The following is an 18,162-nucleotide window of genomic DNA, read 5'->3' on the forward strand; positions in this document are numbered from 1 at the left end:
ACATGGTGCTCATGAAGAAGATTCTGATCCTTGGCGGCACGACAGAAGCGCGCCAATTGGCCGAAAAACTGGTGGAAGATTTCCGTGTCACCCTGTCGCTGGCCGGCCGCACCGAAAGCCCGGTCGCGCAAGGCGTGCCGGTGCGCAGCGGCGGATTTGGCGGCGCCGACGGGCTGGCCGCCTATCTCAGGGAGGCGGGCATCGACCTGCTGATCGACGCCACACATCCCTATGCGGCGCAGATATCCGCCAATGCGGCGCAAGCCTCGCGCCTGACCGGTGTGCCGATCCTGGCGCTGCGCCGTCCCGGCTGGAAGCCTGTCGACGGCGACCGCTGGACGCAGGTCGATAGGACAGGCGATGCGGTGCACGCGCTTGGATCGACGCCGCGCCGCGCCTTCCTGTCGCTCGGCCGGCAAGAGGTCGCGGCTTTCGAGGCGGCGCCGCAGCATCACTACCTCATCCGCAGCGTCGATCCGGTCGAGCCGAAACTGGCGGTGCCGGATGCGGCCTACCTGCTGGCGCGTGGGCCGTTTCGCGAGGCGGATGAACGCGCTCTGCTCGAGGAGCACCGCATCGATGTCGTCGTATCCAAGAACAGCGGCGGCGAGGCCACCTACGGCAAGATCGCCGCGGCGCGGGCGCTCGGTATCGAGGTGGTGATGGTGCGCAGGCCCTTCCTGCCGGAGGTGCCTTCGACCGAGACCGTCGATGAACTCGCCGCTCTTGTTGATAAATTTTGGGTCGATCATTTGCTCGACCCCGTCGCGGAGCGCGGCGTGTAGACCAGCGCCGGTTTGTCGCCGCGCTTGATGATCCGTGTTTCCGGCGAACCGATGATGATGCAGGTCGCCATGTCAGCTTTTTGCGCGTCGACATCGGCCAGCAAAAAGACCTCGATGCGCTCGTCCGGGCGGCCGGCGGCGCGGCCGAAGATGACCGGCGTGGTGCCGGGCAGGATGGCGGCCAGGCATTCGAAGGCACGGCCGAGCTGCCAAGGGCGCGCCTTGCTGATCGGGTTATAGAGCGCGATGACAAAGCCGGCGCCGGCCGCCGCCAGCAGGCGCAGTTCGATCAAGTCCCACGGCTTCAGATTGTCGGACAGCGAGATGGCGCAGAAATCATGGCCGAGCGGCGCGCCGATGCGGGCGGCAACCGCCAGCATGGCGGTGACGCCCGGCACGACAGTGACATCGACGGTGCGCCATTCGGCCGGACCGGCCTCGATCGCCTCGCAGACGGCGGCCGCCATGGCGAACACGCCGGGATCGCCGCCGGAGACGACGGCGACGTCATGGCCGTCCGCCGCCTTTACCAGCGCGTCCTTGGAGCGGGCGAGTTCCTCGCGATTGTCCGAGGCGACGCGGGTCTGGTCCGGGCGCAGCTCCAGCCGGTCGAGATAAGGCTTGTAGCCATAGAAGAACTTTGCCTCGGCGACGGCGCGGCTGGCTTGCGGCGTCACCTGATCGGCATTGCCGGGCCCAAGGCCGATGACGGTGAGGCGGCCGCTCATGGCTTGGCTCCCATAACGCCAGGCCGGCCGGACCAGCCGGCGACCAGCACGATGGCGAAATAGGGGGCCTTGTCGTCCGGCTTGTCGGCAAGCTTCATCGAGATGCTGCCGGCCATGGTGCCGCGCTCGACATAAACGGCGCGGGCGAGCTTGCCGGTGGCGTCCAGTGCCCGCCTGATCTTGGACAGATTGCGGCCGACCTTCATGATGACGGCGGCATCCGTGTCGGCGAGACGGCGTGTCAGCTCGAACTCGCTCATCGTGCCGGGCAAAACCGTCAGCACATCGTCGCCCTGGACGATAGGCACGCCGGTCTGCGACCAGCAGCCGGACATGGCGGTGACGCCGGGGATGACCTCGGTCGGGAAGCGATGGGCGAGGCGGACATGCAGGTGCATGTAGGAGCCGTAGAACAGCGGGTCGCCTTCGGAGAGCACGGCGACCATGCGGCCGGCTTCGAGGTGTTCGGCGACCTTCTCGGCCGACTCCTCGTAGAAATCGGTGATCTGCGAACGGTAGTCGTCGTGATCCTTGTCGATCTCGGTGGTGACGGGGTAGAGCAGCGGCAGTTCCAGCATATCCGGCCGGAAGCGCGCCTCGACGATGGCGCGCGCATTGCTGTTGTTGCCGCGCTTGGCGAAGTAGGCGACGACATCGGCCTCGGCCAGAACGCGCGCGGCCTTCAGCGTCAGCAGCTCGGGGTCGCCAGGCCCCGTGCCGACGCCGACAAGACGGCCTTTTGCCAGATCTTCTTTGACGGCTGCGTTCACAGGCCGGGCCTCGCCAGCGAATTGAGGGCGGCTGCAGTCATGGCGCTGCCGCCAAGCCTGCCGCGCACGATGGCGTAGGGCACGACGTAGGAGTTTTCAGCCAGCGCATCCTTGGATTCGGCGGCACCGACGAAGCCGACCGGCATGCCGATGATGGCGGCCGGTTTCGGCGCGCCATCGCGCAGCTTTTCCAGGAGATAGAAGAGCGCTGTCGGCGCATTGCCGATGGCCACGACCGAACCGGCCATGCGTTCGCCCCAGAGGTCGATCGCGGCGGCCGAGCGGGTGTTGCCGATCTGCTTGGCGATGTCGTGCGTGCGCGGGTCGCGCAAGGTGCAGATCACCTCATTGCCGGCCGGCAGCCTGGCGCGGGTGACGCCATGCGAGACCATTTCGGCATCGCAGAAGATCGGCGCGCCGGCCGCCAAGGCGCTGCGGGCGGCGGCGACGAAATCGCTGGAGAAAACAAAATGACTTGATGCTTCGACCTGGCCGCAGGCATGGATCATGCGGATGGCAACGTCGGCCTCGGCCTCGGAAAAGCGGGACAGATCGGCCTCGGCGCGGATGATGGCAAAAGAGCGCTCATAGATGGCGTTGCCGTCATGGATGTAATCGTAGGCGGCCATGCTTATTCCTGTCGGTAGCTTTCGGCGATTGCCGCCGGCCCGAGCCTTGTCAGGCAAGCGGCGGCGGTTTCGCCCTGAAATCGTGCGCTGCGGACCATCGCCGCGACGCGACTGACGCCGCGTGCGGCGTCATAGCCCGGCCTGTAGCCCGCAGGAAGGGCCTTTGCCGTCGCGTTCACGACAAGTCCGGCTCCGTTTTCGCCGCCGACGATTGTTAGCGCGGCAGAGCCGGGGTGAGCGCAGCCCTTGGCGCAGCCGGAAATGTGCAGTGTGAAGTCGAGGATATCAGCGTTTTCGGCGGCGATTGTCTCGGCAATATCGCGCGTGGTGATGCGGCCGGATGCGCAGGCAGGAGTGCCGGGGCAGGCGGCGATGCGGGTGCGCGGGTCGGCGGCGGTGGTGACGAAGCCGAGGGCGGCGGCGGTGGCTCGCAGGGGGTGGTTTGCGGACGACGGTTGGCCGAGGAACAGCAAGGCGCGGCCGGGGGCGAGGCGGATTTCGGCGACGCCGAGGGACAGGGCGCTTTGGGCGAGGGCGATGAGTTTTTCGGCCGGCATGCTGCCATAGGGGAGGGCTATGCCGAGAGCGGTGGTGTCGTTGGATAAGGGGAAAAGACCGATAGGCCGGCGATCCTGCACACCCCCCTCCGTCCTGCCGGACATCTCCCCCTCAAGGGGGGAGATTGCGTCTTCGTGGGCGATTTCGCCAATTTTCAGCGTCGAAAGTGGAGAGCCGCCGGCGACCCTGCTGATCTCCCCCCTTGAGGGGGAGATGTCCGGCAGGACAGAGGGGGGCGCGAAGGAATGCCAGCTTGCGAGAGAGGCCAATTGCCTCTCCGACAAATCCCGAGAATGTGCGTCACGCCCCTTCTCGGCAATCATCCTCAGCACAGCAACCGCAATATCGCGCGCTGCATCCTCATCGGCCGTCGCAAGCGGCCTCGCGCTTTGACCGTCGCCGGCAACAGACAAAGCCCACATAACGTTGCCGCCCACCCGCACCGCCTTCAGCCTGACATCAGCCGTCACCCCATCCATCGTCAGCTGCCCGCCACCATCGACAACCACCGACACCTTCGGTCCGAGCCTTGGCGTCAGCCCAGCTTCCTCGACCGCAGCCCTGATCCGCTCAGCCAAAGCTCGCGGATCGGCAATCTCCCGCGGATCGATGCCGGCCAGCGGCCCGGTCTCGACCGGCACGCCGGTACGCACTGCAATCCCCAGTGCATCGACCTCCGCCGCCAACAGCACCGCACTCTCCGCTGTCAGCCCGCGTATCTGCAGGCTGCCTCGTGCGGTCACTTCCATGATGCCGTTGCCGTGCTTCAAGGCGGATTCGCAGAGTCCGATCAGCGACCTGGGGGAAAGCCCTCCCGCAACCGGGTTGAGCCGCACCAGCAGGCCATCGCCGGTCTGCATCGGCGCCGAGAGAGCCGGACAGGCGCCGCGGCGCGAGAAGGCGTTCATGCCGCGACCCCGAGCCACTCGGCCTCGGCGATCAACGCCGCGAGATCATCGTCTATCGAGTTGCGCAGGGGATGCCAGAGACCGCGCCGCCGTGCCGACAGGAAGCGTTCTGCGATGACTTTGGCTGCGGCCGGGTTTTCGCGCAGGATGAAGGCGCGGACATCGGGATCACCGACATAGGCATCATGCACGGCCTCGATCAGCGCGCCTGAAATGGCGTGCGTGGTTTCAGCGAAGCCGATGAGGCGGTCGACCGTTTCGGCGAATTCGGAGGCGCCGCGCGGGCCGTGCCGCATCTGGCCGGCGATGAAACGCGCATTGACGGCTCGCGCCCGCACAACCCGCGACACAGCCTCGCCGACCGAGCGCGGCTTGGGCTTCTGCGGATCCGTGGTGTCGAGCACGATGACGTCGGCATTTCGGCCGAGCGTCGCAAGTGCAGCCGAAAAGCCGCCGATGAAGGCGACGTCGGCGGAGCCCTCGAGAATGTCGCGGCCGGGATCGTCGCCGGTGTGGACGAGCAGATCGGCCTCGGCGATGCGGGTCTCGAAAGCGCCGGGGGAGGCAATGCCTTCGCCCTCGGCGCCGCCATAGGCATGCGATGTCGCATCGAGATAGGCGCGGCCGATTTCTTCGCGCCCGACCCAGTCGCCGCTGGACAGCAGGTCCTCGACGCCGGCGCCGTAGGTGCCGGGCGAGGTGCCGAAGATGCGCGGGCCGATCTTGCCATCGGCACGGGTTCTGGCGGCGAGCGGGTTTTCCGAATCGTCCTCGTCGCGCGCGGCAACGGCGTTGGCGGCGGCGTCGATCAGCGCGATCTGGGTCGGGAACATGTCGCGGAACAGACCCGAAATCCGCCAGGTGACATCGACGCGCGGGCGACCGAGCGTGGCCGGCGGCAGCACTTCGATGCCGGTGATGCGGCCGGTGGCCGAATCCCATTGCGGCCGGCAGCCCATCAGCGCCAGGCCTTGCGCGATCTGCTCGCCGCCGGTGCGCAGCGAGGCCGAGCCCCAGAGGTCGATGACCAGCGAGCGCGGCCAGTCGCCATGCGACTGCATATAGCCGCGCACGACTTCTTCTGCCGCCGCCTTTCCCAGATCGTAGGCGGTCGGCGTCGGCATGGTGCGCGGGTCGGAGGTGAACAGGTTGCGGCCGGTGGGCAGCACGTCGGAGCGGCCACGCGCCGGTGCGCCCGCCGGACCCGCCTTGATGTGACGGCCGTCGAGCGCGGCAAGAAGTGCTGCTTTCTCGGCCTCCGCGCTTTGCACGCGCATGGCGTCGGGCTCGTCGTCGGGAGCGCGGCCATAGATGTGCAGGCCGTCCTTGATGGCGAAATCCTTGAGGTCGCAGAGCCAGGCGTCGATGCGGCGCAGCGCCTCGTCGGGCGCGTCGGTTTTGGCGACGCCGGCTTCGGAGGCGAGGCCGGTCTTTTGCGCGGTGTCGACGATCAGCTTGGCCAGACGATCGCGCCGGCGGCGGTCGAGGCCGTCGGCCTGGGCGTATTCGTCGACGAGGCGCTCGAGCTTGTGCTGCTCTTCATCAAGGCCAGCAGCTGCCAGTGGTGGCGGCAGATGGCCAAGCGTGACGGCTGCTATGCGCCGCTTGGCTTGCGCCGCCTCGCCGGGATTGGAGACGATGAAGGGATAGATGACGGGCAGCGAGCCGGTGGCGATCTCGGGGAAGCAGTTTTGTGAGAGCGCAACCGTCTTGCCGGGCAGCCATTCCAGCGTGCCATGGGCGCCGACATGGATGAGAGCATGGATGCGGAGCGATTTGCGCAGCCACAGGCCGAAGGCCAGCAGATCGTGGCGCGGCGGCAGCGTCGGGTCGTGGTAATCGGCGCGCCGGTCGGCCGAGCGGCCACGGTCGGGGGCGAGAGCGACAGTGATGTTGCCGAAGGTGGCGGCGCGGAAGGGGAAGCCGCTCTTACCCTCCCCCTTGTGGGGAGGGTGGCCCGCAGGGCCGGGTGGGGGTGGTGCACCGCTACCCCCACCCCGTTTCGCGCCATCCGCTTCGCGAATGTCGCGAACCGACCCTCCCCACAAGGGGGAGGGTGAAGGAGCGCCCCATGCCGCCTCGACTGCAGCCAGTGCATCAGCCGGCAAATCCTTTGAGAAGTCCAGATACTCATCCAGCCCCAGCCCACCATCGCTCCGCTCCAACGCGTCCAGCAGCGCACGCGGCGTTTGCGGAATCCCTTCAACGTCGTAGCCCTGCTCCTTCAGGTCATGCAGCATGGCCAGCACGCTGGACGGCACATCCAGGCCCACGGCATAGCCAGTGCGGCCGGGCGCACTCGGATAATCCGGAATGAGGATCGCCAACTTACGCGTCGCGCGGGGCGTCTGCTGCAACCGTGTGAACGCCGCTAGCCTGTCCGCCACTTGCGCCACGCGATCCGGTTCCGGCCGGTTGGCGAAGGCGCGGTGGCCGAGCGCCGGGTCGGTCTCGCTCTCGCCCTTGAAGGAAATCGCGCCGGCGAGGATGCGGCCGTCGAGTTCGGGCAGCACGACATGCATGGCGAGGTCGGCGGGCGCCAGGCCGCGCTGGTTGTTGTCCCAGACGTCGCGGCGGGTGGTGGCGACGATGACCTGGAAGACCGGCACGCCGGCGCGGTCGAAGAGCGTTTCGACGCCGGGTTCGGCACCGGAAGCGAAGGCGGTTGCGGTGATGATGGCGGTGGGCTTGAGCGTGGCCAGCGCGGTTCCGACGAAGGCCAGGGAGGTCGGGTCTTTGAGGCTGGAGACGAAGATCGGGATCGGTCTCATGCCGCGCTGGCGGAGTGCATCAAAGAGGGCATCGATTGGCGCGACATCGGCGGCCAGCAGCATCGAGCGGTAGAATAGGATGGGGATGATGGGAAGGTTGATGTTGTCTGCGCCGAGTTCCCGCCCACCCCCCTCTGTCCTGCCGGACATCTCCCCCGCAAGGGGGGAGATTGCGCTGTCATCGACGCTTTCGCCAATCGGGGATGTTGCAGAGGAATCTATTATCGACTGGGCAGAAAAAGTGCCGAGGTCCGCGCCGGCTGATCTCCCCCCTTGCGGGGGAGATGTCCGGCAGGACAGAGGGGAGTGTGAAGGAACGCCGACATCGGCAAAATTCAACTTGCCTACGACGCCGCGGCCAGGCTCGTAGTAGCCAGCTTTCGGCACGCTAACCGGGTCAGCCGCCCCCGCATCCCGTCCCGCCAGCCCCGCCAATCTTTGCACCAGCGCCGTCATATTCTCCGGGCCACCCTCGCGGAAATAACCAAGCAGGCCGTCCAGATCCTCGCGCGGCAGCGTCGAGGCTTCGATCAGCCTGAGATCCTCGTCGTGGCTCTCGCCCGGCAGCAGCGCCAGCTTGATGCCGTTCGCACCGGCAGTCGCGGCAAGCTGGTCGCAGCCATAGCGCCACCAGTCGTAGCCGCCGAGGATGCGCACCAAAATCACCTTGGCGTGGCGGGCGACGCTGTCGATCCAGAGGTCCACGGACATGGGATGGCGCAGGTCGCGCAGCGCCGCCAGCCGCATCGACGGCAGGCGGACGGCATCGGCCTTCCAGGCCGCCGCGAGGCCGGCGAGGTCGCTGTCGGTGAAGGACAGCGCCACGATATCCGCCGGCGTCTGCCGGAGATCAACTGGCTCGGCGAGATCGTCGAGCGAGGCGGAGGTCGTGGCGAGTATATGCATCGCGGCTCGTGCCTGAGATCAACCGGCGAGTATACGCTCGATCGCCGGACGGTTCAGCCCCTTCAGGCCAATGACGACGAGACGCGAGCGGCGATCGTCCTCGGCCGTCCAGGCGCGGTCATAGTAATGGTTGACGCGTGGGCCGACGGCCTGCAGCAAAAGCCGCATCGGCTTGCCGCCGACATCGACGAAGCCTTTTACACGCAACACGTTTTCCTGTTCGGCGGCGGTGGCGACGCGCTTGGCCAGGTCGTCGGGATTGGCGATCGAGGGGATGTCGACGATGAAGGTGTCGAAATCGTCATGCTCATGATCGAAAGCGCCGTCGTGATGCGACTTGCGGTTCTCGATGTCGTCTTCGACGGCGAGACCGAGGCCAAGCAGCACCGACGGGTCGACCTTGCCATGCGCAGTCGGCACGATTTTTACCGCGCGAGCGGAATGCTCATTGATGATGGCGTTGGCGCGGGCCGAACCGGCTGAATCCATCAAATCGCTTTTCGACAGGATGATCAGGTCGGCGCAGGCGATCTGGTCCTCGAAGACTTCTTCGACCGGATCGTCGTGGTCGAGCGTTTCGTCCTGAGCGCGCTGTGCCTGCAACGCGTCCATGTCGTTGGCGACGCGGCCTTCGGCCAGCGCCGGGCCGTCGACCACGGCGATGACGCCATCGACGGTCACCCGGCTCTTCACGCTTGGCCACTGGAACGCCTGGACCAGCGGCTTGGGCAGAGCGAGGCCCGAGGTCTCGATCAGGATGTGGTCGACCCTCGGTGTCAGCGCGAGGATCTTGTCGAGGGCGGGCACGAAATCGTCGGCGACTGTACAGCAGATGCAGCCATTGGCCAGTTCGACGATGTTTTCCTCGGGGCAGGTGTCGATGCCGCAGCCTTTCAGGATTTCCCCGTCGATGCCGATGTCGCCGAACTCGTTGACGATGATGGCGATGCGCTTGCCGCCGGCATTTTCCAGGAGATGGCGGACCAGCGTCGTCTTGCCGGCACCCAGGAAGCCTGTAACGACGGTGCAGGGAACACGGGAGAGGTTGGCGGTCATGGTCAGTCCTTCAGGATATCGAGGGGCGGGATGCGGGCCACTAGGCCGCGCTTGAGGCTATCGGGCCGGCCGCGCCAGGGGATGAGGCCGTCGGTCGAAGTCGCGAAAAGTTTTGCGCCGGTGACGAGATCGACGCCGCTGGTTGGGGTCAAATCGCCAAAGACATAGCTCCAACAGCCGTCGCGCAGGATGGCGGCGCTGAGGCGGCGCTTGCAATTGCCGAGACATTCGGCGGTGCGGACCCGGATATCGCCGGCAGCGGCGCGGCGTGTGTCCTCAGCCAGCAATTCGCCGGCGCGCGGATGGGCGTCGGAACCGGTCTCATCGCGGCAGGAGGCGCAGACGATGATGGTCACGCCGGTCAGGGCGTCGTTGTCCCCGGACGCAATGTCCGCTGTGCCAGCCGAAAAACTGCTGTTCTGGTCCAAAAACCGTGCTCCTTGCCCGGAAACCCGCCAGGCGATCGGATACTTTGTCTCAGACGGCAGGTCTCCTGGCTCGCGGGTCATCGCCTTGGTTAGCCGCCTTCCCGGTGTTACCCAGTGGCATTCGGCCTTGGCTCTTCGCTTACAGTTGCGGGGACAGCCGCGGATTTGGGATTTTGTCCCGCACCGCATTCCCTCTTGGCCCTTGCCGTTGCGGGCAGGGGACCGTCTGGAGCGGATTTAGGCTGTTGCGGGGAGTTGTGTCAACGCGCTGCTACGACATAGCGATGTCGGCCAGGGGTTTCCCCAGATTGCCGGCCGGCGTCACTTCGATGCGCTCAAGGCCAAGCCAGCCCTGCATCTCCTTTAGTTCCTCGAAAAGCTGTGCGGTGGTCTCAGGCGGTGCGCCTGCTTCGGCATAGGCGGCGTGGACGCGTAAGACACTCGCAGGCCGGTCGGCCTTGAGGTCGACGCGGGCGACGATCTTGTCGCCGAGCAAGAAAGGCAGCACGTAATAGCCATATTGCCGCTTGTCGGCCGGGGTGTAGATCTCGATGCGGTAGCGGAAATCGAAGAGACGCTCGGTGCGCGCGCGCTCGAAGACCACCGGATCGAAGGGGGCCAGCAAGGCGCGGGCCTCGATCTTTCGCGGCAGGCGGGCGTCCCTATAGAGGTAAGCCGGCTTGTCCCAGCCTTCGACGTTTACCGGCAGCAGTTCGCCCATCTCGACCAGTTCCTCCAGCCGGCCCTTCATGTCGGCCGGCGACAAGCGGAAATAATCGCGCAGGTCACCCGACGTCGCGATGCCGTGGGCGCGGGCGGAAATGCGCAGCAATTCGCGGTGCGCGTCCTCGGCCGCCGGCACCGGCAGGTCGAGGATCGCCTGCGGCAGCACGCGCTCGGGCAGGTCGTAGAAACGCTCGAAGCCACGGCGGTGCGCCGTGGTGATGCGTCCGGCCCAGAAGAGCCATTCGAAGGCGTGCTTGGCGTGGCTCCAGCCCCACCAGCCGCCCGAACCTTTCTGGCCCTCCAGTGCCGAAGCGGCAATCGGGCCGCGCTCGGCGACCGCGCGGTAGATCTCTTCGATATAGGCGGCGTGCTCGCGGCCCCATTTGGCGAGGCCCAGATACATTTCGTCGCCGCTTTCAGCGCGCTGCATGCGCCAGCGCATCAGTGGGTAGGTCTCGACCGGCAGGAACGAGGCCTCATGCGCCCAGTACTCGAACACGGTGCGCTTGCGGGTGATTGCGGCATTGTCGAGCAGGGTGAGCGGGTAGGGGCCAAGGCGCGAATAGAGCGGCATATAGTGGGCGCGCACCACGGCGCTGACGGAATCGATCTGCAGCAGGCCGGTGCGCGACAGCACGCGGGCGAGGTGGCGGCGATCGGGCGTGCCGACCGGGCGGGGATCGAGAAATCCTTGCGCGGCGAGCGCGATGCGCCTGGCCGCGGGGAGTGAGATTTTGTCCTTCGTCAAAGTGTCTTGCCTCGAACCATTTTCCCGACTTTAGCCGGCGATTCCGGTCATGCTAGCAGGCAAATGGCGGGAGATGTGTCAGGAGACAAAAGTGGAGTGAAAGATGAAGGAAATCAAACAGGAGGAGATCGGACCAGTTTTTCCCGGCCTGCCGTCCAGCACTGTCTTTTGAACAAGGTTTGACTTGCTTCGCTGAAAGCCGTGCGCTAACCCTCGCCGCGTTGCAGCAAAGGCACCTAACACGGTTCAGCGGTTAAACTGTCGCGCTTCCGCATTAGGGTTGGTTGCTGTAATCAAAGTGGATTGGCCGCCAACGGAAAGCCGAGCATGAACGTACTCCTCAGTTCATACCTGCCCATCGTCCTCTTCATCGCCGTGGCTGCGGTTGTAGGCCTGGCGCTTATCATCGCGCCGTTCCTGGTGGCTTATCGCAATCCCGATCCGGAGAAGCTTTCCGCCTACGAGTGCGGGTTCAACTCGTTCGACGATGCCCGGATGAAATTCGACATCCGCTTCTACCTGGTGTCGATCCTGTTCATCATCTTCGATCTGGAAGTGGCCTTCCTGTTTCCGTGGGCGGTGTCGTTCTCGAAGATCGGCATGCTCGGTTTCTGGTCGATGATGGTGTTTTTGGCGGTGCTGACCATCGGCTTTGCCTATGAGTGGAAAAAAGGAGCGCTGGAATGGGATTGAACGACAGTTCCGGAACGCTCGTCGCGCCGAAGCCCAAAGGCCTGATCGACCCCAATACGGGACGTCCGGTCGGTTCCGACGATCCGTTCTTCCTCGAGATCAACAATGAACTGGCCGACAAGGGTTTTCTGGTCACCTCGACCGAGGCGCTGATCACCTGGGCACGCAGCGGCTCGCTGATGTTCATGACCTTCGGTCTCGCCTGCTGCGCCGTCGAGATGATCCACACCTCGATGCCGCGCTATGATTCTGAAAGGTTTGGCGTGGCTCCTCGCGCGTCGCCGCGCCAGTCCGACATCATGATCGTGGCGGGAACGCTGACCAACAAGATGGCCCCGGCTTTGCGCAAGGTCTACGACCAGATGCCGGAGCCGCGCTACGTCATCTCGATGGGTTCCTGCGCCAATGGCGGCGGCTATTATCACTATTCCTATTCGGTGGTGCGCGGCTGCGACCGCATCGTGCCGGTCGACATCTATGTGCCCGGCTGCCCGCCAAGCGCCGAAGCGCTGCTCTACGGCATTCTTCTCCTGCAGAAGAAGATCCGCCGCACCGGCACGATCGAACGGTAGACCCATGGCCGCATCCCTGAGCGAACTGTCGACCTATCTCGGCGAAAAGCTGCCGGGCCGCGTCACCGATGCAGTGCTTGCCTATGGCGAACTGACGATCTCGGTTGCTACAGACAATCTGATCGAGGTGACAAGCTTCCTGCGTGACGATTCGGGCTGCCAGTTCATTTCGATCATCGATATCTGCGGCGCCGACTACCCGTCGCGCGTCAAGCGTTTCGATGTCGTCTATCATCTGCTGTCGCCGAAGCAGAATTTGCGCATCCGCATCAAGGTGCAGGCCGACGAAGAGACGCTGGTGCCGTCGCTCACCGCTGTCTATCCCGGCGCCGACTGGTATGAGCGCGAAGCCTACGATCTCTATGGCGTGCTGTTCTCCGGCCATCCGGACCTGCGCCGCATCCTCACGGATTACGGCTTCGAGGGCCATCCCCTGCGCAAGGACTTCCCGCTGACAGGTTTCGTCGAGGTGCGCTACGACGACGAAGCCAAGCGCGTGATCTACGAGCCGGTGGAATTGAAGCAAGAATTCAGGAACTTCGATTTTCTCTCGCCATGGGAAGGGACGGACTACGTCCTGCCGGGCGATGAGAAGGCGAAACAGTGAGTAGGAAGTAGTGAGTAGTCAGTAGGAAAAGATTTGGAGCAACGGATCGAATCTTATCGCGACTTGAAGGTGTGGCAATCGGCGATGACGCTTGCTGAGGATTGCTACCGTTTCACCAAAGAGTTTCCGAGGGATGAGATTTACGGCATGACCTCTCAGATGCGCCGATCGGCGGTTTCGGTCGCAGCGAACGTCGCGGAGGGATACGGTCGGGAGAACAGAGGGTCGTTCGTTCAATTTTTTGCGCATGGCGCAAGGCTCGTTGAAGGAACTGGAGACACACATACTGCTGGCATGTCGGGTTGGCCTGCTGCGAAAAGACAATGAGATTGAGCTGCTGCTGCGATGCGAAGAGATTGGAAAAATGATGAGATCTCTTATCCGAACGGTGCAGGCCAAGCAGGCGGAATGAAGCAGGCATTGAGATTGATGATCACTACTCACTACTCACTACTGACTCTTCGCCAGAGGCGCCAGAATGGCTGAAACCTCCGTCCGCAACTTTAACATCAACTTCGGACCGCAGCACCCTGCGGCACACGGTGTTTTGCGTCTTGTGCTGGAGCTTGACGGCGAGGTGGTCGACCGCGTCGATCCGCATATCGGCTTGCTGCATCGCGGCACCGAAAAGCTGATCGAGCACAAGACCTATCTTCAGGCAGTGCCCTACCTCGACCGGCTCGACTATTGCGCACCGATGAACCAGGAGCATGCCTTCGCGCTCGCCACCGAGCGGTTGCTCGGCATCGAAGTGCCGAAGCGCGGCCAGTTGATCCGCGTGCTCTATTCCGAGCTCAGCCGCATCATGTCGCACATCCTCAATGTGACGACGCAGGCGCTGGATATCGGCGCGCTGACGCCGCCGCTGTGGGGTTTCGTCGAACGCGAAAAGCTGATGGTGTTTTATGAGCGCGCTTCCGGTTCGCGCATGCACGCGGCCTATTTCCGTCCGGGCGGTGTGCACCAGGATCTGCCGGCGAAGCTGGTCGAGGACATCGGCAAGTGGATCGACCCGTTCCTGAAGTCGCTTGACGACCTCGACAAGCTGCTTACCGGCAACCGCATCTTCAAGCAACGCAATGTCGATATCGGTATCGTGTCGCTTGCCGACGCCTGGGCCTGGGGTTTTTCCGGCGTCATGGTGCGCGGCTCGGGTGCTGCCTGGGATTTGCGCAAGTCGCAGCCCTATGAATGCTATTCCGAGATGGATTTCGACATCCCGATCGGCAAGAACGGCGACTGCTACGACCGTTATCTCGTGCGCATGGAAGAAATGCGTCAGTCGGCCAAGATCATGCGTCAGTGCGTCGACCTTCTGCTCGGCAAGGAGAGCACCGGGCCGGTGTCGAACCTCGACGGCAAGGTGGTGCCGCCCAAGCGCCAGGCGATGAAGCGCTCGATGGAAGCGCTGATCCATCATTTCAAGCTCTATACTGAGGGTTACCGCGTGCCGGCCGGCGAGGTCTATGCCGCGGTCGAGGCGCCGAAGGGCGAGTTCGGCGTCTATCTCGTCTCCGACGGCACCAACAAGCCCTACCGCTGCAAGCTGCGCGCGCCCGGCTTCGCGCATCTGCAAGCCATGGATTTCCTCTGCCGCGGCCACATGCTGGCCGACGTCACCGCCGTTCTTGGCTCCCTCGACATCGTGTTTGGTGAGGTCGATCGCTAAATGTCAGTCCGCCGTCTCGCAGAAGCAAGCGTCCAGCCAGCCTCCTTCGCCTTCAACCGGGCGAATGCGGCGGTTGCGAAGCAATGGATCAAGAAATATCCGAAGGGCCGCGAGCAGTCGGCGATCATTCCCTTGCTGATGATTGCGCAGGAGCAGGAAGGCTGGGTCACCAAGGCGGCGATCGAGACGATTTCGGACATGCTCGGCATGCCGCGCATTCGCGGCCTCGAAGTCGCGACCTTCTACACGCAGTACCAGCTCAATCCGGTCGGCACGCGCGCACATATCCAGGTCTGCGGCACCACGCCCTGCATGCTGCGCGGCTCGGAAGCGCTGATGGATGTGTGCCGCTCGAAAATCCATCACGACCAGTTCCACACCAACGACAAGGGCACGCTGTCGTGGGAGGAAGTCGAATGCCTCGGCGCCTGCGTCAACGCGCCGATGGTGATGGTCTTCAAGGACACGTTCGAGGATCTGACGCCTGAGCGGCTGGCCGAAATCATCGATCTTTATGATGCAGGCAAGGGCGCCTCGGTTCCCACGGGACCGCAAAACGGCAGAACCGGCTCGGAGCCGGCGCCTGGCCTGACGACGCTGAAGAGCGAAAAGGCGATCCTCAAAGCGACGCGCGACAAGGAAGCCAGGGCGGCGAGCAAGGCTGCCCACGCGGCGCCCGACGCGATCATTGCAGCGCCTGTTCCGGCGCCTGCCGCTCCTGCAGCGGCCGCCCCGGTCGCGCCATCCAACGCCGGCAAACCGAAAACCGATGCGCCGGAAACCAGCTCGGCGTTGAAGTCGCCCTCCAGGGCCAAGGTTGCACCGGCGGCGGAAAAAGCGGCGAGCGTCCCGGCGCCCCTGCATTCTGCCGCCAACGCCAACACCGCGGCGCCTGAAGTCGAGAAGGTCGCCAAGCAGCGTAATGGCCCGAAGACCACCGCCACGCCGGCAGCTGCCTTCATCGCTCCGGAATTCAAGGCGCCAGCGGCCAAGGCCGCGGTGGCCCCGGCCGTCAAGGCGCCGGCAGCCAGGCCCGCAAAGCCGTCGCTCGAGGACAAGAACCGTCCGGCCGGAATCGACAGGCCGGCTGCGGTCGACGATCTCAAGCTGATCTCGGGCATCGGCCCGAAGATCGAGGGCATCCTTCATTCGCTTGGCATCTTCACCTTCACACAGGTCGCATCCTGGAATAAGGCCGAGCGCGACTGGGTGGATGGATATCTCGCTTTCCAGGGCCGCATCGAGCGCGACGACTGGGGCAAGCAGGCCAAGGCGCTCGCCAAGGGCGGCGTCGCCGAATACATCCGCGTCTTCGGCAAGGAGCCACGTTGATGGCTGAAGCGCAAAGCACCGGATCTTTGCTGACGCTGCGCAGCATTGTCATCGGCGTTGTCTGCATCGCTGCTGCCAACATCCTTCTGGAGGGGCTTCGGCGCCTCGTCGAATTGCCGTTTTCGGATACCCTGGAATCGATGGCCGCGACCGGCATAGGCGTGCTGGTGTGGTTCTCGATCGTCTTGCGGGGAAAGAGGTAAGTCATGCTGGCCGACAAAGACCGCATCTTCAACAACATCTACGGCCTCTTCGACAAGTCGCTGGCCGGCGCGATGGCGCGCGGCGCCTGGGACAACACGCCCGGCATCATCGCCAAGGGGCGCGAGTGGATCGTCAACGAGATGAAGGCGTCAGGCCTGCGCGGCCGCGGCGGCGCCGGCTTCCCGACCGGGCTGAAATGGTCGTTCATGCCCAAGCAGAGCGACGGAAGGCCGAGCTATCTCGTTGTCAACGCCGACGAATCCGAGCCCGGCACGTGCAAGGACCGCGATATCCTGCGCAACGATCCGCACACGCTGGTCGAGGGCTCGTTCATCGCCGGCTTCGCCATGGGCGCGGTCGCCGCCTACATCTATGTGCGCGGCGAGTTCATCCGCGAGCGCGAGGCGCTGCAGCGCGCCATCGACGAGGCCTATGAGGCCAGGCTGATCGGCAAGAACAACACGTCCGGATACGATTTCGACATCTACATGCATCACGGCGCCGGCGCCTATATATGCGGCGAGGAAACAGCGCTGCTCGAAAGCCTCGAAGGCAAGAAGGGCCAGCCCCGGCTGAAGCCGCCATTCCCAGCCAATGTCGGCTTGTACGGTTGTCCGACAACCGTGAACAATGTCGAGTCCATCGCGGTCGCGCCGACCATTTTGCGCCGCGGCGCGGCCTGGTTCTCGTCCTTCGGCCGGCCCAACAATGTCGGCACCAAGCTGTTTTGCATCTCGGGCCACGTCAACAATCCGTGCACCGTCGAAGAGGCGATGTCGATCCCGTTCCGCGAGCTGATCGAAACCCATTGCGGCGGCATTCGCGGCGGCTGGGACAATCTCCTGGCGGTCATTCCGGGCGGCGCTTCGGTGCCGCTGGTGCCGGCCGAGCAGATCATCGATGCGCCGATGGATTTCGATGCGCTGCGCGACCTGAAATCGGGTCTCGGCACGGCGGCTGTCATCGTCATGGACAAGTCGACCGATATCGTGAAGGCGATCGCCAGGCTGTCCTATTTTTACAAGCATGAGAGCTGCGGCCAGTGCACACCGTGCCGCGAAGGCACCGGCTGGATGTGGCGGGTGATGGAGCGGCTGGTGCGCGGCGAGGCGCAGAAGCGCGAGATCGACATGCTGCTCGACGTCACCAAACAGGTGGAGGGTCATACGATCTGCGCGCTGGGCGATGCCGCGGCATGGCCGATCCAGGGCCTGATGCGGCATTTCCGCGGCGAGGTGGAGCGGCGCATCGACGAGTTTTCGCGCAACGCGCACCGGGCCGAACCGGTGATGGTGGCTGCTGAGTAGATTGAAATCGGGCGCAAGCCCCGGACGGAAATATAGGGGCGGGGCTGACGAAGAAACGACCAGGAGATGTCTATGGCGCCCTATTCGAACCCTTTGATGCCCAATTTGGACCAGCTTGAGAAGATGAACCAGGATTTGACAAGGATGATGCCGAAGGAGATGGCCAGCGCCGTCAACCTTCTCGCGCATCCTGTCGCTGGTGCCGCCGCCATGTCGGCGCTGGGCTTCGGCCTTGCCAACCATGCCTTTGGCGTGTGGCTAGGCGCCTTGTCGGGTGCTGCCGAGGCATCGCAGCGGATTTTCCAGCCGATCATCGACGATTTCGAACAGCGCAGCCAAGGGTTCGCCGAGACCGCCCCCGCCACCAAGGCGCGCGCGGCGACCAGAACCCTGATCGCCGAGGCGCAGAGTTTTGCCCAGGATGTGACCGATATTGCCGCTCGCACCGTCGATGCCGAGCCGGAGAAGACCGATGCCGTCGCCGAAGGCGCGACGATCGGATTGATGCCGGAGGATTTCAGACAGCCCAAGGCCGTGGCTCGTCCGGCCAAGCCGTCGGATCTCAAGGCGATCACCGGCGTTGGACCGAAGCTGGAAAAAGTGCTGAACGGCCTCGGCATCTGGACCTTTGCCCAGATCGCCGCCTGGGCGCCGGAAGAGATCGCCTGGGTCGAGGACTACCTGTCGCTCACCGGCCGTATCGGCCGCGACGAGTGGACCCGCCAGGCCGCGGCGCTGACGCTGGCCGCCAAGGCGAAGAAGTAG

Annotated in this window: 17 protein-coding genes, 1 pseudogene and 1 riboswitch; of the genes and pseudogenes, 10 read left to right on the forward strand and 8 right to left on the reverse strand. The window is 64.6% G+C overall.

What is annotated here, in order from left to right; genetic code table 11:
* Positions 1-11 precede the first annotated feature (11 nt).
* A complete protein-coding gene (locus NKJ64_RS18830; protein ID WP_033001520.1) occupies positions 12-785 on the forward strand; it encodes a cobalt-precorrin-6A reductase in 774 nt (257 codons plus the stop codon).
* Here NKJ64_RS18830 and NKJ64_RS18835 read toward each other — a convergent pair.
* The 8 genes from NKJ64_RS18835 to NKJ64_RS18870 all read right to left on the reverse strand — a co-directional run bounded on the left by NKJ64_RS18835 (position 749) and on the right by NKJ64_RS18870 (position 11,013).
* A complete protein-coding gene (locus NKJ64_RS18835; RefSeq protein ID WP_023670833.1) occupies positions 749-1,513 on the reverse strand; it encodes a precorrin-3B C(17)-methyltransferase in 765 nt (254 codons plus the stop codon). The genes NKJ64_RS18830 and NKJ64_RS18835 overlap by 37 nt on opposite strands.
* On the reverse strand, positions 1,510-2,283 hold the full coding sequence (locus NKJ64_RS18840; RefSeq protein ID WP_031197672.1) for a precorrin-2 C(20)-methyltransferase: 774 nt from the start codon (positions 2,281-2,283) through the stop codon (positions 1,510-1,512). The genes NKJ64_RS18835 and NKJ64_RS18840 overlap by 4 nt, the downstream gene beginning before the upstream one ends.
* Entirely contained in the window at positions 2,280-2,912 is a 633-nt protein-coding gene (locus NKJ64_RS18845; RefSeq protein ID WP_352463129.1) for a precorrin-8X methylmutase, read from the reverse strand. The genes NKJ64_RS18840 and NKJ64_RS18845 overlap by 4 nt, the downstream gene beginning before the upstream one ends.
* A gap of 2 nt (positions 2,913-2,914) precedes the next feature.
* Entirely contained in the window at positions 2,915-4,378 is a 1,464-nt protein-coding gene (gene cobG / locus NKJ64_RS18850) for a precorrin-3B synthase (RefSeq protein WP_352463130.1), read from the reverse strand.
* The gene (gene cobN, locus NKJ64_RS18855; protein ID WP_352463131.1) at positions 4,375-8,055 is read right to left on the reverse strand and encodes a cobaltochelatase subunit CobN; all 3,681 of its coding nucleotides are present in this window, start codon (positions 8,053-8,055) and stop codon (positions 4,375-4,377) included. Before cobN ends, cobG begins: the two co-directional genes overlap by 4 nt.
* Before the next feature lie 18 nt (positions 8,056-8,073).
* Positions 8,074-9,111, reverse strand: coding sequence for a cobalamin biosynthesis protein CobW (cobW, locus tag NKJ64_RS18860; protein ID WP_352463132.1), 1,038 nt, complete (start codon positions 9,109-9,111; stop codon positions 8,074-8,076).
* A 2-nt stretch (positions 9,112-9,113) separates the two neighbouring features.
* A complete protein-coding gene (locus NKJ64_RS18865; RefSeq protein ID WP_023670827.1) occupies positions 9,114-9,539 on the reverse strand; it encodes a DUF1636 family protein in 426 nt (141 codons plus the stop codon).
* A gap of 38 nt (positions 9,540-9,577) precedes the next feature.
* Positions 9,578-9,781: riboswitch (cobalamin riboswitch) on the reverse strand.
* 29 nt (positions 9,782-9,810) lie between these two features.
* Positions 9,811-11,013 (reverse strand): winged helix-turn-helix domain-containing protein, encoded by a 1,203-nt coding sequence (locus tag NKJ64_RS18870; protein WP_352463133.1) that lies wholly within the window; start codon positions 11,011-11,013, stop codon positions 9,811-9,813.
* A gap of 327 nt (positions 11,014-11,340) precedes the next feature.
* On the opposite strand from NKJ64_RS18870, the gene NKJ64_RS18875 reads away from it, so the two are divergent.
* From NKJ64_RS18875 to NKJ64_RS18915, 9 genes and pseudogenes are all read left to right on the forward strand, one after another.
* Positions 11,341-11,706: an NADH-quinone oxidoreductase subunit A gene (locus NKJ64_RS18875; RefSeq protein WP_023670825.1), complete on the forward strand. Its 366-nt coding sequence runs from the start codon at positions 11,341-11,343 to the stop codon at positions 11,704-11,706.
* Positions 11,697-12,278 carry a NuoB/complex I 20 kDa subunit family protein gene (locus NKJ64_RS18880; RefSeq protein ID WP_023670824.1) on the forward strand — a complete coding sequence of 194 codons (582 nt, stop codon included), beginning with the start codon at positions 11,697-11,699 and terminating at the stop codon, positions 12,276-12,278. The genes NKJ64_RS18875 and NKJ64_RS18880 overlap by 10 nt, the downstream gene beginning before the upstream one ends.
* 4 nt (positions 12,279-12,282) lie before the next feature.
* Positions 12,283-12,885 (forward strand): NADH-quinone oxidoreductase subunit C, encoded by a 603-nt coding sequence (locus NKJ64_RS18885; RefSeq protein ID WP_023670823.1) that lies wholly within the window; start codon positions 12,283-12,285, stop codon positions 12,883-12,885.
* 84 nt (positions 12,886-12,969) lie between these two features.
* Positions 12,970-13,297, forward strand: a pseudogene (locus NKJ64_RS18890) (four helix bundle protein).
* A gap of 66 nt (positions 13,298-13,363) precedes the next feature.
* Positions 13,364-14,554: an NADH-quinone oxidoreductase subunit D gene (locus NKJ64_RS18895; protein WP_023670822.1), complete on the forward strand. Its 1,191-nt coding sequence runs from the start codon at positions 13,364-13,366 to the stop codon at positions 14,552-14,554.
* The gene (locus NKJ64_RS18900; protein WP_352463134.1) at positions 14,555-15,886 is read left to right on the forward strand and encodes an NADH-quinone oxidoreductase subunit E; all 1,332 of its coding nucleotides are present in this window, start codon (positions 14,555-14,557) and stop codon (positions 15,884-15,886) included. It abuts the gene before it with no gap.
* Positions 15,886-16,089: a hypothetical protein gene (locus NKJ64_RS18905; protein WP_352463135.1), complete on the forward strand. Its 204-nt coding sequence runs from the start codon at positions 15,886-15,888 to the stop codon at positions 16,087-16,089. Before NKJ64_RS18900 ends, NKJ64_RS18905 begins: the two co-directional genes overlap by 1 nt.
* 3 nt (positions 16,090-16,092) lie before the next feature.
* Positions 16,093-17,397 carry an NADH-quinone oxidoreductase subunit NuoF gene (gene nuoF, locus NKJ64_RS18910; protein ID WP_023670819.1) on the forward strand — a complete coding sequence of 435 codons (1,305 nt, stop codon included), beginning with the start codon at positions 16,093-16,095 and terminating at the stop codon, positions 17,395-17,397.
* A gap of 72 nt (positions 17,398-17,469) precedes the next feature.
* A complete protein-coding gene (locus NKJ64_RS18915) occupies positions 17,470-18,162 on the forward strand; it encodes a helix-hairpin-helix domain-containing protein (RefSeq protein WP_023823109.1) in 693 nt (230 codons plus the stop codon).

Origin of the sequence: Mesorhizobium sp. M0062, assembly GCF_040323125.1 — a bacterium.
Lineage (GTDB): Bacteria > Pseudomonadota > Alphaproteobacteria > Rhizobiales > Rhizobiaceae > Mesorhizobium.